Here is a 14,358-nt window from a genome sequence, read left to right as displayed (position 1 = left end):
TTTTTCCAACTTAAAAAGGTGAAAGCTTGATGCTGGCTGCCAAAATAAAAGAATTTTCAGCTATTTCTAACTTTTGTTCGACAGTCCCTCAGGTAGTGGGTTTTCGAAAACCACTACATGCAGTCCGTTGCACGCCGATCAAGGATAGACCATGAGCCTCCCTTCGCTTACCGAACTGCCCGCCATTCTGCTGCCGTTGGTCACCCGCGCCGAGCAGTCCTTCCGGGCTGCCGTCACCGCCCTGGACGATGACCACGGGCTGTCTGCCTGGACACCGGAACGCTGGGCGCAATTTGCCCGCGTCACCGCCGCCAGCGATTTCGTGATTGAACAATGTGTTCGTGACCCTTTGATGTTGCTGGAACTGGTTCGCTCTGGCGAACTGGACCGCAGCTTCGCTCCCGGTGAACTGTGCGCTCAGATCGCCACCGCCGTGAGTGTGGTCGAGACCGAAGATCAACTTGGTCGCGTCTTGCGCCGTCAACGTGCACGCCACCAGGTGCGGATCATCTGGCGCGACCTGACTCGTCAGGCCGACTTGATCCAGACCTGCCGCGACCTCTCGGACATGGCCGATGCCAGCATCGATCAGGCCTACCAATGGTTGTACGTGCGGCATTGCCAGCAATTCGGCGTACCGACCGGCCGGCGCAGCGGCGAGCCGCAGCAGATGGTTATCCTCGGCATGGGCAAGCTCGGCGCGGTGGAGTTGAACCTGTCGTCGGACATCGACCTGATTTTTGCCTATCCCGAGGGTGGCGAAACCGTTGGCGTCAAACGCCCGCTGGATAACCAGGAGTTCTTCATTCGTCTGGGCCAGCGGCTGATCAAGGCCCTGGACCCGATGACCGTCGACGGCTTTGTATTCCGCGTAGACATGCGCTTGCGCCCCTATGGTTCGGCGGGTGCGCTGGTGCTGAGCTTCAATGCGCTGGAACAGTATTACCAGGATCAGGGTCGCGACTGGGAACGCTACGCGATGATCAAGTCGCGGGTAGTGGCTGGCGATCAAGTGGCCGGCGCGCAACTGCAGGACATGCTGCGACCGTTCGTCTACCGGCGTTACCTGGATTTCTCGGCCATCGAAGCGCTGCGGACCATGAAGCAACTGATCCAGCAGGAAGTGCGGCGCAAGGGCATGGCCGACAACATCAAGCTTGGATCCGGCGGCATTCGCGAGGTCGAGTTCATTGCCCAGGCGTTCCAGTTGATTCATGGCGGCCGCGATTTGAGTTTGCAGCAGCGCCCACTATTAAAGGTGCTGAGCACGCTGGAAGGCCAGGGTTACCTGCCGCCCGCCGTGATCAGTGAGTTGCGTGAAGGTTACGAATTCCTGCGTTACACCGAACACGCGATCCAGGCGATTGCCGATCGCCAGACACAAATGTTGCCCGATGGCGAGCAGGATCAGGCGCGCATCGCCTTTATGCTGGGTTTCGCCAACTGGACCGCTTTCCACGAACAACTGATGTATTGGCGTGGCCGCGTGGCCTGGCACTTCGGACAGGTGATCGCCGATCCCGACGAAGAGCAGGGCGCCGAAAGCGAGGTGGTCGTCGGCGGTGAGTGGTTGCCGCTGTGGGAAGAGGCTCAGGACGATGAGGCCGCCTGCCGCCAGCTGGAGGAGGGTGGTTTCAAGGATGCCCCCAGGGCCCTGAATGCCTTGGCCGGCTTGCGCGGCAGCCCGCAATTGAGGGCGATGCAGCGACTGGGGCGCGAACGTCTCGATGCATTCATACCGCGTTTGCTCGCGCAGGCCGTGGAACATGCCAATCCGGACCTGGTGCTGGAGCGCGTGCTGCCGCTGGTTGAGGCTGTGGCCCGTCGTTCTGCGTACCTGGTGCTGTTGACCGAGAACCCCGGTGCGCTGCGGCGTTTGCTGACGCTGTGCGCGGCGAGTCCGTGGATCGCCGAGCAAATCACCCGTTTTCCACTGCTGCTCGACGAATTGCTCAACGAAGGCCGGCTGTTCAAGCCTCCGCTGGCGCCTGAACTGGCCGCCGAACTGCGTGAGCGCCTGACGCGGATTCCCGAGGACGACCTCGAACAGCAAATGGAAGCCCTGCGCCACTTCAAGCTGGCGCACCGCTTGCGGGTAGCGGCATCGGAAATCGCCGGCAGCCTGCCGTTGATGAAAGTCAGCGACTACCTGACCTGGCTCGCCGAAGCCATCCTGGAGCAGGTGCTGGCACTGGCCTGGCGGCAAACCGTGGGCAAATACGGTACGCCGCTGCGCTCTGACGGCACCTTGTGCGATCCCGGCTTCATCATTGTCGGTTATGGGAAAGTCGGCGGCCTGGAACTCGGGCATGGTTCGGACCTGGACCTGGTGTTCATCCACGACGGCGATCCACAGGCCGAGACCGATGGACCCAAATCCATCGATGGCGCGCAGTTTTTCACGCGTCTGGGGCAACGGATCATTCACTTGCTGACGGCGCAGACCAACTCCGGGCAGTTGTATGAAGTGGACATGCGTCTGCGACCGTCCGGTGCGTCGGGGTTGCTGGTGAGTTCCCTGGGGGCGTTTGCCCGTTATCAGGAGAACGAAGCCTGGACCTGGGAGCATCAGGCGCTGGTGCGAGCGAGGGTGCTGGTGGGCAGTCAGGATGTCGGTCAGGCCTTCGAGAAAGTCCGAGCCACTATATTGGGCAAGGCGCGCGATCTGCCGACCCTGCGCCAGGAGGTCAGCGAGATGCGCGCCAAGATGCGCGACAACCTCGGCAGCAAGAGCACGGCGGCCGGCACCGGGGCAAATGCCTTCGAAGCCACGGCGCCGTTCGATATCAAGCAGGATGCCGGAGGTATCGTCGATATTGAATTTATGGTGCAATACGCGGCCCTGGCGTGGTCTGAAACTCACCCGCCATTGCTGCGCTGGACGGACAACATCCGCATTCTGGAAGAGCTGGAGCATGAAGGGCTGATGCCCGTCGAAGATGCCGGCCTGTTGCGTGAAGTGTACAAGGCGTACCGTTCCGCCGCCCACCGGCAGGCTCTGCAGAAGAACCCGGGGGTGATCCCGGCTGACCAGTTCGTGGACGAACGGCGGCAGGTCATGCGGATCTGGCGTGAGCTGGGGCTAGGCTGAAACGGGATATTTGCAACGCCAAATACCCCTGTGGGAGCGAGCTTGTGGCGAGGGGGCTTGCCCCCGTTTGAGTGTGTAGCACTCACAAGATCTTTGGTACATCAGAGTTTTTGGGGCCGCTTTGCAGCCCAACGGGGGCAAGCCCCCTCACCACAAGCTCGCTCCTACAGTTGCCTTGCGGTGTTTTGTAGAATTCTCGAGGCGGGGAGGCGTAGGCCTCCCCGGTTCGTTTATGGAAACCACATGAAAATTCTGATCGTTGGGCCCAGTTGGGTCGGTGACATGGTGATGGCGCAGACACTTTTCCAGTGTCTGAAACAACGCCACCCGCATTGCGAAATCGACGTGCTGGCCCCCGAGTGGAGCCGGCCGATTCTTGAGCGCATGCCCGAAGTCCGCCAGGCCTTGAGCTTTCCGCTCGGTCACGGCGTCCTGGAATTGGCGACGCGTCGGCGCATCGGCAAATCCCTGGCTGGCAAATACGACCAGGCGATCCTGTTGCCCAACTCCCTGAAGTCGGCGTTGGTGCCGTTCTTTGCCGGCATCCCGAAACGCACCGGTTGGCGTGGCGAATTCCGCTATGGCCTGCTCAATGACGTGCGCACGCTGGACAAGGATCGTTATCCACTGATGATCGAGCGCTTCATGGCCCTGGCTTGCGAGCCGGGCGTCGAGCTGCCAAAACCCTATCCGCGCCCGACGCTGCGGATCGACCCGGTATCCCGCGAGGCGGCACTGGCCAAATTCGGCCTGACCCTCGACCGTCCGGTGTTGGCCCTGTGCCCCGGCGCGGAGTTTGGCGAGTCCAAGCGCTGGCCGTCCGAGCATTACGCCAAGGTGGCCGAGGCGAAGATCCGTGAAGGCTGGCAAGTCTGGCTGTTCGGTTCGAAAAACGACCACGCCGTGGGCGAAGACATCCGCGCGCGGCTGATTCCCGGGCTGCGTGAAGAGTCGGTCAATCTCAGCGGGGGCACCTCGCTGGCCGAAGCCATTGACCTGTTGTCCTGTGCCGATTCCGTAGTGTCCAACGACTCCGGCCTGATGCACGTCGCCGCCGCGCTGAATCGTCCGCTGGTCGCGGTCTACGGCTCGACTTCGCCGGGCTTCACGCCACCGTTGGCCGAGCACGTGGAAATCGTCCGCCTGGGCATCGAGTGCAGTCCGTGCTTCGACCGCACTTGCCGTTTCGGTCATTACAACTGCCTGCGCCAGCTCATGCCGCAGGCCGTGAACGACGCCTTGCAGCGGTTGCAAGGCACTGTGGTCGAGGTCAAATAGCTTGCGGGTTCTGTTGATCAAGACATCTTCGCTGGGCGACGTGATTCACGCGTTGCCGGCGCTGACCGACGCGGCGCGGGCGATTCCCGGCATCAAATTCGACTGGGTGGTGGAAGAAGGCTTTGCCGAGATCCCGACCTGGCATCCGGCGGTGGGCAAGGTGATTCCGGTGGCGATCCGTCGCTGGCGCAAAAACATCTGGCAGACCATCAAGAGCGGTGAGTGGAAGCGCTTCAAGCAAAGCGTACGCGCCACCCAATATGACTTGGTGATCGACGCCCAGGGCTTGTTGAAAAGCGCCTGGCTGACCCGTTACGTCAAGGCACCGGTGGCCGGCCTCGATAAAAATTCGGCGCGCGAGCCCATCGCAGCGCGCTTTTACGACCGACGTCTGGCCGTTGCCCGTGGACAGCATGCGGTGGAGCGAGTGCGTCAGTTGTTCGCCATCGCGTTGGGCTATGACTTGCCCAAGGGGCTGGGCGACTACGGCTTGAACGTCGAGCGCCTGGTGGAATTGCCGCGCAAGAACCCGTACGTGGTGTTTCTGCACGGTACCACCTGGGGCACCAAGCACTGGCCCGAAGCCTACTGGCGTGAGCTGACTGAACGGGTCGGCTATCTCGGGGCAGGCGTGAAGCTGCCGTGGGGCAATCCGCTGGAGAAGGCCCGGGCCGAGCGCATCGCTGCCGGTTTCAAACACGCCGAAGTGTTGCCGAAGCTGAACCTGGCGGGTGTCGGCAAGGTGCTGGCCGGCGCCCAGGCCTGCGTGGCGGTGGACACAGGCCTGGGCCATCTGGCCGCGGCACTGGATGTGCCGACGCTGTCGCTGTTCGGCCCGACCAATCCCGGCCTGACCGGTGCCTATGGCAAGGTGCAGATTCACCTGGCCAGCGACTTCCCTTGTGCGCCGTGCCTGCAAAAGAAATGCACCTATCAACCGACGGCCGAAGATGCCCGTCAATTTGACCTGAAACGCGAGTGGCCATTGTGCTTCACGCGTCTGACCCCCGAGCGTGTCGCCAGCCGACTGAGCACGTTGTTAATGGCTGAGGAGCTGCGCTGATGCAATTGGCATTTGTCCTGTACAAATATTTTCCGTTTGGCGGCTTGCAGCGCGATTTCATGCGAATCGCCCTGGAGTGCCAGAAGCGCGGTCATCGGATTCGCGTCTACACGCTGATCTGGGAAGGCGACGTACCGCCGGGCTTCGAAGTGCTGGTGGCGCCGGTCAAGGCGTTCTTCAACCATCGCCGCAATGAAAAACTCAGCGAATGGATGGAAGCAGATCTGGCCAGGCGTCCGGTCGACCGCCTGATCGGCTTCAACAAGATGCCGGGCCTGGACGTCTACTACGCCGCCGACGGCTGTTTCGAAGACAAGGCGCAGAACCTGCGCAATTCGCTGTACCGCCGCTGGGGCCGCTATCGTCACTTCGCCGAGTACGAGCGAGCGGTGTTCGCCAGGGATGCCAGGACAGAAGTGCTGATGATTTCCGAGGTCCAGCAGCCGCTGTTCATCAAGCATTACGACACGCCGCTGGAGCGTTTCCACTTGCTGCCACCGGGTATCGCCCAGGACCGTCGCCGACCGGCCGATGCCGATGAAATTCGCGCCGGGTTCCGCGCGGAATTCGATCTCAAGGACGACGAACTGCTGCTGGTGCAGATCGGCTCCGGGTTCAAGACCAAGGGCGTTGACCGCAGCCTCAAGGCGCTGGCGGCATTGCCTGCCGAGTTGAGGAAGCGCACCCGGCTGTTTGTAATTGGCCAGGATGACCCCAAGTTATTCCAGATGCAGAGCGCAACATTGGGGCTTGGCGACAACGTCACGTTCCTCAAGGGACGCAGCGATATCCCGCGTTTCCTGCTGGGTGCCGACCTGTTGATCCACCCGGCGTACAACGAAAATACCGGCACTGTGCTGCTCGAAGCGCTGGTGGCCGGTTTGCCGGTGCTGGTGAGCGCGGTGTGCGGTTACGCCCATTACATTGCCGAGGCCGATGCTGGCCTGGTGCTGGACGAACCGTTCGATCAGGCGCAACTGACGCAATACCTGACCGGCATGTTGAACGACGCTCAAGCAAGGGCGGCCTGGAGCCGCAATGGTCTGGCCTTCGCCGAGACGGCCGACCTCTACAGCATGCCGCAGCACGCGGCCGATGTGATTCTGGCGGAGCACGTTTGAATGAAGTTGATGCTGGCTGAACCGTTCAAGAGCCTCTGGGCCGGACGCGACCCGTTCGCCGAAGTCGAGGGGCTCAAGGGCGAGGTGTACCGCGAGCTGGAAGCGCGCCGGACATTACGCACGGAAGTCGACGGCAACGGGTTTTTCGTGAAAATCCACCGTGGCATCGGCTGGGGCGAAATCTTCAAGAACCTGCTCACCGCCAAGCTGCCGGTTCTCGGCGCGGGCCAGGAGTGGAAGGCGATTCAGCGCCTGCAGGAAGCCGGCGTGCCGACCATGACCGCCGTCGCGTATGGCGAGAGGGGCAGCAACCCGGCCGACCAGCACTCGTTCATCGTTACCGAAGAGCTGGCGCCGACGGTCAGCCTCGAAGACTTCAGCATTGACTGGACCAGGCAGCCGCCCGAGCCAAAGCTCAAGCGCGCGCTGATCGCCGAGGTCGCGCGCATGACCGGCATGATGCACCGCGCCGGGGTCAATCACCGCGACTGCTACATCTGCCATTTCCTGCTGCACACCGACAAGCCGGTGACCGCGGATGACTTCAAGCTTTCGGTGATCGACCTGCACCGCGCCCAGACCCGCCCGGCGATTACCTCGCGCTGGCGCAACAAGGATCTGGCGGCGCTGTACTTTTCCGCCCTGGACATCGGTCTGACCCGCCGCGACAAATTGCGCTTCCTCAAGGGCTACTTCCAGCAACCGTTGCGGCAGATCCTGAGCGAAGAGGCCAGGCTGCTGGGCTGGCTCGAAGGAAAGGCCAACAAGCTTTACGAACGTAAACAACGATACGGGGATGCGCTCTGATGTCGGGTTGGAAACTGGAGCCGGCCTACAGCCACCTGGCCGACGACTTCGGCAGCCTTGAGGCCGTGTTTGCGCTGCAAGGCGAGCGTTTGACCAAGGATCTGCTGTCGGAAGTCATTCGCGTGCAGCGCAACGGCGTCAACTATTACGTCAAGCGCTACGTGGGCGCTGGAAAAGGCTTGCGCCGTTACCTCGGCAAGCCACGGGTGAAAATGGAGTGGCAGAACCTCAAGCGTTTCGCCAAGTGGGGTATTCCCACTGCCGAAGTGGTGGCCTGGGGGCTGGAGCGACGCGGCGCGGCTTACGCTCGCGGCGCAATGATCACCCGGGAGCTGCCGCGCACCGAAGACTTGTCGGCACTGGCCGAGCGACACGATCCTAAATTGTCGGATCGCGCATGGGTCGATGCCGTCAGTCGTCAGTTGGCGCAGTACACCCGGACCATGCATGACCACCGCTTCACCCATAATGATCTGAAGTGGCGCAATCTGTTGATCGACGATGAGGCTCGACTGTTTTTGATCGATTGCCCCAACGGTGATTTCTGGCGCGGTTTCTGGCTCAAGTACCGCATCACCAAGGATCTGGCGTGCCTGGACAAGGTCGCCAAGTATCAATTGTCGGCTACCCAGCGCCTGCGCTTTTACCTGCAATACCGCAACCGGACCCGGCTCAACGCTGCGGACAAAAAACGTATCCGGCACGTGGTGAGATTTTTCGAGGGACGCGAATGACTGATTTTCTGGCCGCTGAGGACCGTGCGCTGCTTGAGCGCCATGGCCTCGGCACGTTCGAGGCACTCTGGGCCAAGCAGCTCGATGCGGTGGATGAACCCAACACCGGTCGCGGCGGCTGGAGCAGCGTGTTTCGGCTGGATCTGGAAGGTCATGGCTACTACCTCAAGCGTCAAAGCAACTACCTGACCCGTACGTTGCGCGCACCTTTCGGCGAGCCGAGTTTCGCTCGTGAGTTTCGCAACATCTCCCGTTACCGGAAGATGGGCATTCCGGCGCTGGAGGCGGTGTTCTACGGGGAGCGCAAGGTCAATGGCGAAGTCCGTGCGATCCTGCTGACCCGTGCCCTGGATGGTTGGGACGACCTCGACTCGCTGTTGCAGCGCTGGGCTCAATTGAGCCCCGAGCAGCACTCGGAGATCCTCAAGGCCAGTGGTGAACTGGCCCGGCAACTGCACGCTGCGCGCCAGGTGCACGGGTGCTTCTATCCCAAGCACATTTTCATGCGCGCCACCGGCAAGGGCTATCAGGCGCAATTGATCGACCTGGAAAAGACCCGCCCGCTGCTGTACGGGCAGCGTGATCGAATCAAGGATCTGGAACCGCTGACGCGTCGCGCACCCGAGTGGGGCGAGTCGCAACTGCGGCAATTGCTGGCCGCCTACCTGGATCAGCCGCAGGACAGCTCGCTGATCGACAGCTGGCTGCAGCGATTGACGGCGCGGCGCAGCCAGAAGGGGCCACGCTGATGCGTTTGTCTGAACTGAAGGCCGCTGGCCGCAATCCGGTTTTGCCGCTGAGCGTATCGCTGGCTGACGCCGCCGGCCCCGCCGATCTGCAGCTGCTAAGCCTGTTGCGGGTGTTGCCGGGGCAGCGTTATGTCGGTGCCGGCGTCTGGCGTGGCCGGCCGGTGTTGGCCAAGTTGCTGGTCGGCGGCAAGGCCGCGCGGCATTTTCAGCGTGAGCTGGACGGTGTGCGCCTGCTCTCTGCTCAGGGGCTGACCACGCCGCAGCTGTTGGCCGATGGCCTGAAGGACGGCGAGGGTGGCTGGCTGCTGTTCGAGTTTCTGGAAGGCGCCGAAAGCCTGGGTGAAACCTGGAAACAGGTTGAGCAGCAGCCCGTACTGTCCGATGGACAAGGGGCGGTGCTGGCCGAGGCGTTGGGCGCCATCGGCCAGATGCATCGCAAGGGCCTGTGGCAGGAAGACCTGCATCTGGACAACCTGCTGCGCCAGCGTGGTCGTCTTTTTTTGATCGACGGCGCCGGGATTTGCTCCGAAACGCCGGGGCAGCCGCTGTCGCGGCAGAAAGTCCTGGAAAACCTCGGGGTGTTTTTCGCCCAGTTGCCCAAATCGCTTGAGCCCTTCATCGAAGAGTTGCTGGTGTATTACCTGCTCAGCAACGGCGAGCATGCCCTGCCCATGGAAGCGCTGCAGAAGCAGATCGACAAGGTCCGCAGCTGGCGCCTCAAGGACTATCTGATCAAGGTTGGCCGTGAATGCACACTGTTCAGCGTGCAGCGCGGAGCCTTCGGTTTGCAGGCGATTCGTCGCGAGGAAGAGGCCGCCATGTTGCCGGTGCTGGAGCAGGCCGACGCCTTGCTCGACCGGGGGCATCTGTACAAGACCGGCGGTGCGGCGAGCGTCGGCAAGGTCGAGGTGGATGGCCGTACGCTGGTCATCAAGCGCTACAACATCAAGGGTTTCGCCCATTGGCTCAAGCGCTTCTGGCGTCCGACCCGGGCCTGGCATTCATGGCGCGAAGGCAATCGCCTGGCGTTCCTCGGGATTGCCACACCCAAGCCGCTGGCGTTGCTGGAGAAGCGTTTTCTGTGGCTGCGCAGCCGTGCCTACTTGATCACCGAGTACCTGCCGGGGCCGGACATCATTGAGCGTTTTGCGCCCTATGTCGAAAGCGGTGATGCACCGGAGTCCGAGCTGGCCGCGCTGGGTCATCTGTTTGCCGAACTGATTCGTGAACGCATCAGCCATGGCGACTTCAAGGGGCATAACCTGTTCTGGCAGCAGGATCGCTGGGCGTTGATCGACCTCGACTCGATGTGCCAGCACGGCTCCCTCGGCAGTTTCGCCCCGGCCTACGCAAGGGATCGTGCGCGGTTCATGCGCAACTGGCCGGAAGGCAGTGCGCTGTATCAGGTCATCGATCAGCGTCTTCCCAAGGACATCTCCAGCACTGACTGAACCCTTTTCGCGAGCAGGCTCGCTCCCACCGGGAAGGTTGGTGAACACAAAACCTGTGAACACCTTGGTTCAAGTGTGGGAGCGAGCCTGCTCGCGAATGGTTTTTGCTCCAGCTCGGTTTCGACGCGTGCCCCGGGATTTATGGGTCCCCAGGAGCTTGCCATTCGCGGCTAGAGGCTAGCCGCTGCTTTTACGCTATAATCCCGCCCTTTAGCTGTCTCTCGCCCATTGCGAGGGCACATTAATTTTTGAGGCGCTTGCGCCTGCATGCAGACTAAAGAGGCTAGACCCCTGTGGCATTGACGATTCTTGGCCTGTCCGGCGCCCTTAGCCATGATCCTTCCGCAGCCTTGTATATCGACGGCAAGCTGGTCGCGGCGGCTGAAGAAGAGCGCTTCGTACGCGATAAACATGCAAAGAACCGCATGCCCTACGAATCGGCGAAGTTCTGCCTGGAACAGGCCGGCATCAAACCGTCCGACGTTGACGTGGTCGCGATCCCGTTCGCCCCGATCAGCTTGTTCGGCAAGGCCCGCTGGCAGTACGCCAAGCGTTACTGGTACGCCCCGGACCGCGCCCTCGACGCGATCCTGATGGGCAACCGTCGCTACAAGCGCTATCGCAAGAAAATCGTCTGGTGCCTGGAGCAATTGGGTTTTGATCCGAAGAAGATCAAGATCGAGCCGGTTGAACACCACCTGGCCCATGCCTCCAGCGCTTACCACTGCTCCGGTTTCAAAGAGAAAACCGCGATCCTGGGCATCGACGGCAAGGGCGAATACGCCACGACCTTCTTCGGTTATGGCGAGAACGGCAAGATCCACAAGATCAAGGAATTCTTCGATCCGGACTCCCTCGGCGGCCTGTACGGTGCAATCACCGAGTTCCTCGGTTTCGACATGCTCGACGGTGAGTTCAAGGTCATGGGCATGGCGCCGTACGGCGATGCCAGCAAATACGATTTCTCGCGCCTGGCTTCGTTCGAAAACGGCGAGTTGGTGATCAACACCGACTACGCCAACGTCATCGGCCTGCGTCGCTACAAAGAAAAGGGCAAGGGTTACTACTTCTCGCCCAAGCTGATCGAGTGGCTGGGTCCGAAGCGCGAAGGCGACATCGCCGATGAGCCTTACATTCACTACGCCGCCAGCATTCAAGCGCTGTTCGAAAAAATTGCGTTGCAGATGATCGACTATTATCTGGGCGACGTGCTCAAGCAAACCGGCAAGCTGGCCTACGCCGGTGGCTGTGCGTTGAACGTCAAGCTGAACCAGAAAATCATCGCCCGCGACGATGTCAAAGAGCTGTTCGTGCAGCCTGCGTCCGGCGACGCCGGTACCGCGGTGGGCGCGGCAGCCTATGTGTCCCACGCCCGTGGCGTACCGGTCGAGAAGATGGAGCACGTCTACCTCGGCCCGTCGTACAGCAACGAAGATGTCATCGCCGCGTGCGCCCGTCACGAGAACAAGCCGGTCTGGCGCAAGCTCGACAACATGCCGGAGCAGATCGCCAAGATCATGGTCGATGGCAACCCGGTGGCCTGGTTCCAGGGCCGCATGGAGTTCGGTCCGCGTGCACTGGGCGGTCGTTCTATCATCGGTTGCCCGAGCGTGGCCGGCGTGGCTGATCGTATCAACCACCAGATCAAGTTCCGCGAGCGCTGGAGGCCTTTCTGCCCGTCGATGCTCGACACCGTCGCGCCACAAATGATCAAGATCGATCACCCGGCTCCGTTCATGACCTTCACTTTCGAAGTGGCGGAAGAATGGAAAACCCGCGTGCCGGAAGTCGTCCACGAAGACGGCACTTCCCGTGCACAGGTGCTCAAGCGCGAATACAACCCGCGCTACTACGACATGATGAAGGCGCTGGAAGTGCTCACCGGCAACGGTGTGTCGCTCAACACCTCGCTCAACCGTCGCGGCGAACCGATGATCTGCTCGCCGACCGATGCGCTGAACATGTTCTTCGGTTCGGATCTACAGTATCTGATCATGGAAGACATCCTGGTGGTCAAAGAGGGCGCGAACGCCTATGACACGTTCGGCTGAACGCCATGTGCTGCAGTTCTGTCACGGTTATGACGGGCCGTTCCTGGACTGCGCACGGCAGTACGCCAGCCTGTTCGCGGGGACCGGCTATCGCGTGACCACGGTGTTTCTCACCGGGGTTGCCGATGCCGAGGTTGCCGCGGGCTGCGCCTCGGACGAAGTGCTGTTCATGGAGTACAGCTCCAAGGCCATTCGCGGCCTGAAGCTGGGAGCCATCGGCGATCTGCGCAAGATCGCCGCGTCGCGCAACTTCAGTTTCTGCATCGCTCACCGCTTCAAGCCCATCTATATCGCCTTGCTCGGTACGTCGTTGCCGGTCATTGGCGTGCACCACGGGTTTGAGGACTACAAGCGCGGCAGCCGCAAACTCTTTGCGCACATATTCCGCAAGCGTTTGAGTCTGCTCGGTGTGTCCGACGCGGTGCGTGACGACATGCGCGATTGCCTGCCGAAGTGGCCGGCTTCGCGAATTCAGACCTTGTACAACCGTATCGACGTGGATGCCTTGCAAGTCACGCAGGTGTCGGCTCGCGAAGCCCGGGAAACCCTGGGGCTGGCGGCGGATGCCTGGATCGTCGGCAACGTCGGACGGCTGCATCCGGACAAGGACCAGGCCACGCTGTTGCAGGGTTTCGCCGAGGCGTTGCCGGGATTGCCGGCCAACAGCCAATTGGTGATTCTCGGTAAAGGGCGCCTGGAGGAAAAACTCAAGGCTCAAGCCCGGGAGCTGGGTATTGGGGACCGGGTGCTGTTCCTCGGTCAGGTGCCGGATGCGCGCAACTACTTCCGGGCTTTCGATGTATTCGCCCTGAGTTCCGATCACGAACCGTTCGGCATGGTGCTGCTGGAGGCCATGGCCGCCGGCGTACCCTTGCTCGCCACGGCGTGCGGCGGAGCGAAGGAAGTGGTCGAAGGCGTGGGCATCCTGTTCCCGTTGGGCGATGCCGGGCATCTGGCCCAGGGGCTGCAACACCTGGCTGGCATGGATGATCAGCAACGTCGACAGTGTGCCGAGTTGATGCTCGAGCGCTTGCGCGAACGCTTCTCCGATCGCGCGGTGCGCGATGCTTTCTGGCACTTGCCACACGTTACCGAACTGGCACAGAGGGGCTGATGCTCAACCGATTTCAAGGCTGGCGCGAGCGTGGCTGGGCGGTAGTCGACGCCTCGACTTACGCCGAAACCTGGCAGCGATATGGCGGCAGCGTCGCGACTCATCCGACGGTGGTCGAACGACTGGCGCACTTGGCCGACATTCCGGTGCGTTACCTGGCCTGGGTGCAGGGCGACGAGGTCAAGGCGGCGATCCCGACCTGGGGGCGCGACCTGGCCTTGTCCAAGGATGTGCTCAAGCGTCGCGGCAAGAAAGGGCTGTTCGACCTGGGCAATGCCGAGATCATCCTGCCCGCCGCTGCTGATGCCCAGGTACCTTTGCGTCATCGCGCGCGGTATCTGTCGGCATTGAACGAAGGCCGTTTCACCGGTATCAGGTTGCAGACCGAACAGCTGGCCATGGCCCGCACTCCGGAAGAACTGTCGAAAAAGTTTCGCTACAACCAGCGTCGCGAATTGCGCTTGCTCGAAGAGGCCGGTGGCGTGGTGCGGTCGGTGAGCGAATTTTCCAGCGTGGAGCTGGCGGCGATTTACTGCGACCTGTTCCAGCGCCGTTGGGGATTTGCGGCGACGGGTGCCGAACGCATGGCCGAGGTCATCGAGTTGCTGCGCGAATTGCTGATCGGTTCGGTGATTTTCCTCAACGATGCGCCGATTGCGATTCAATTGGTGTACCGCGTAGAAACCCCGCAGTGGATCAGCGTGGAGTACATCAACGGCGGGGTCGATCCAGAGACTCGTGAGTTCAGCCCTGGCAGTGTGTTGAGTTTCCTCAATACGCAAAGCGCCTGGGAGCATGCCCGGGCGCAGGATAAGCCGTTGCGCTTTTCTTTCGGTCGCGCCGATCGTGAATACAAGGATCGCTGGTGCAACCCTGTGCCGGTCTTCACCGTATGAGCC

The 14,358-nt window shown here is 61.6% G+C and carries 11 protein-coding genes; all 11 read left to right on the top strand.

The features are described 5' to 3' along the window. Positions 1-151: 151 nt before the first annotated feature. The 11 genes from glnE (at position 152) to CAG47_RS13595 (ending at position 14,355) form a co-directional block, all read left to right on the top strand. Entirely contained in the window at positions 152-3,091 is a 2,940-nt protein-coding gene (gene glnE / locus CAG47_RS13645; RefSeq protein ID WP_085725388.1) for a bifunctional [glutamate--ammonia ligase]-adenylyl-L-tyrosine phosphorylase/[glutamate--ammonia-ligase] adenylyltransferase, read from the top strand. Positions 3,092-3,334: 243 nt separating this feature from the next. Beyond that, positions 3,335-4,369 carry a lipopolysaccharide heptosyltransferase II gene (gene waaF, locus CAG47_RS13640; RefSeq protein ID WP_085725387.1) on the top strand — a complete coding sequence of 345 codons (1,035 nt, stop codon included), beginning with the start codon at positions 3,335-3,337 and terminating at the stop codon, positions 4,367-4,369. Position 4,370: 1 nt separating this feature from the next. Next, a complete protein-coding gene (gene waaC, locus CAG47_RS13635) occupies positions 4,371-5,432 on the top strand; it encodes a lipopolysaccharide heptosyltransferase I (protein ID WP_085725386.1) in 1,062 nt (353 codons plus the stop codon). Beyond that, positions 5,432-6,553: a glycosyltransferase family 4 protein gene (locus CAG47_RS13630; protein ID WP_085725385.1), complete on the top strand. Its 1,122-nt coding sequence runs from the start codon at positions 5,432-5,434 to the stop codon at positions 6,551-6,553. Before waaC ends, CAG47_RS13630 begins: the two co-directional genes overlap by 1 nt. After that, complete coding sequence (gene rfaP, locus CAG47_RS13625) at positions 6,554-7,360, top strand: lipopolysaccharide core heptose(I) kinase RfaP (RefSeq protein ID WP_085725384.1); 807 nt, start codon at positions 6,554-6,556, stop codon at positions 7,358-7,360. Next, positions 7,360-8,094 carry a lipopolysaccharide kinase InaA family protein gene (locus CAG47_RS13620; protein ID WP_085725383.1) on the top strand — a complete coding sequence of 245 codons (735 nt, stop codon included), beginning with the start codon at positions 7,360-7,362 and terminating at the stop codon, positions 8,092-8,094. Before rfaP ends, CAG47_RS13620 begins: the two co-directional genes overlap by 1 nt. Beyond that, a complete protein-coding gene (locus CAG47_RS13615) occupies positions 8,091-8,843 on the top strand; it encodes a lipopolysaccharide kinase InaA family protein (RefSeq protein ID WP_085725382.1) in 753 nt (250 codons plus the stop codon). The genes CAG47_RS13620 and CAG47_RS13615 overlap by 4 nt, the downstream gene beginning before the upstream one ends. Further along, the gene (locus CAG47_RS13610; protein WP_085725381.1) at positions 8,843-10,294 is read left to right on the top strand and encodes a lipopolysaccharide kinase InaA family protein; all 1,452 of its coding nucleotides are present in this window, start codon (positions 8,843-8,845) and stop codon (positions 10,292-10,294) included. Before CAG47_RS13615 ends, CAG47_RS13610 begins: the two co-directional genes overlap by 1 nt. A gap of 293 nt (positions 10,295-10,587) precedes the next feature. Then, positions 10,588-12,345 carry a carbamoyltransferase gene (locus tag CAG47_RS13605; protein ID WP_085725380.1) on the top strand — a complete coding sequence of 586 codons (1,758 nt, stop codon included), beginning with the start codon at positions 10,588-10,590 and terminating at the stop codon, positions 12,343-12,345. Further along, positions 12,329-13,459: a glycosyltransferase gene (locus CAG47_RS13600; RefSeq protein ID WP_085725379.1), complete on the top strand. Its 1,131-nt coding sequence runs from the start codon at positions 12,329-12,331 to the stop codon at positions 13,457-13,459. Before CAG47_RS13605 ends, CAG47_RS13600 begins: the two co-directional genes overlap by 17 nt. Further along, a complete protein-coding gene (locus tag CAG47_RS13595) occupies positions 13,459-14,355 on the top strand; it encodes an antimicrobial resistance protein Mig-14 (protein ID WP_085725378.1) in 897 nt (298 codons plus the stop codon). Before CAG47_RS13600 ends, CAG47_RS13595 begins: the two co-directional genes overlap by 1 nt. The last annotated feature ends 3 nt before the right edge of the window (positions 14,356-14,358 follow it).

Source organism: Pseudomonas sp. R37(2017), assembly GCF_002113375.1.
GTDB lineage: Bacteria > Pseudomonadota > Gammaproteobacteria > Pseudomonadales > Pseudomonadaceae > Aquipseudomonas.
This window is presented reverse-complemented; position numbering and strand designations above follow the sequence as displayed.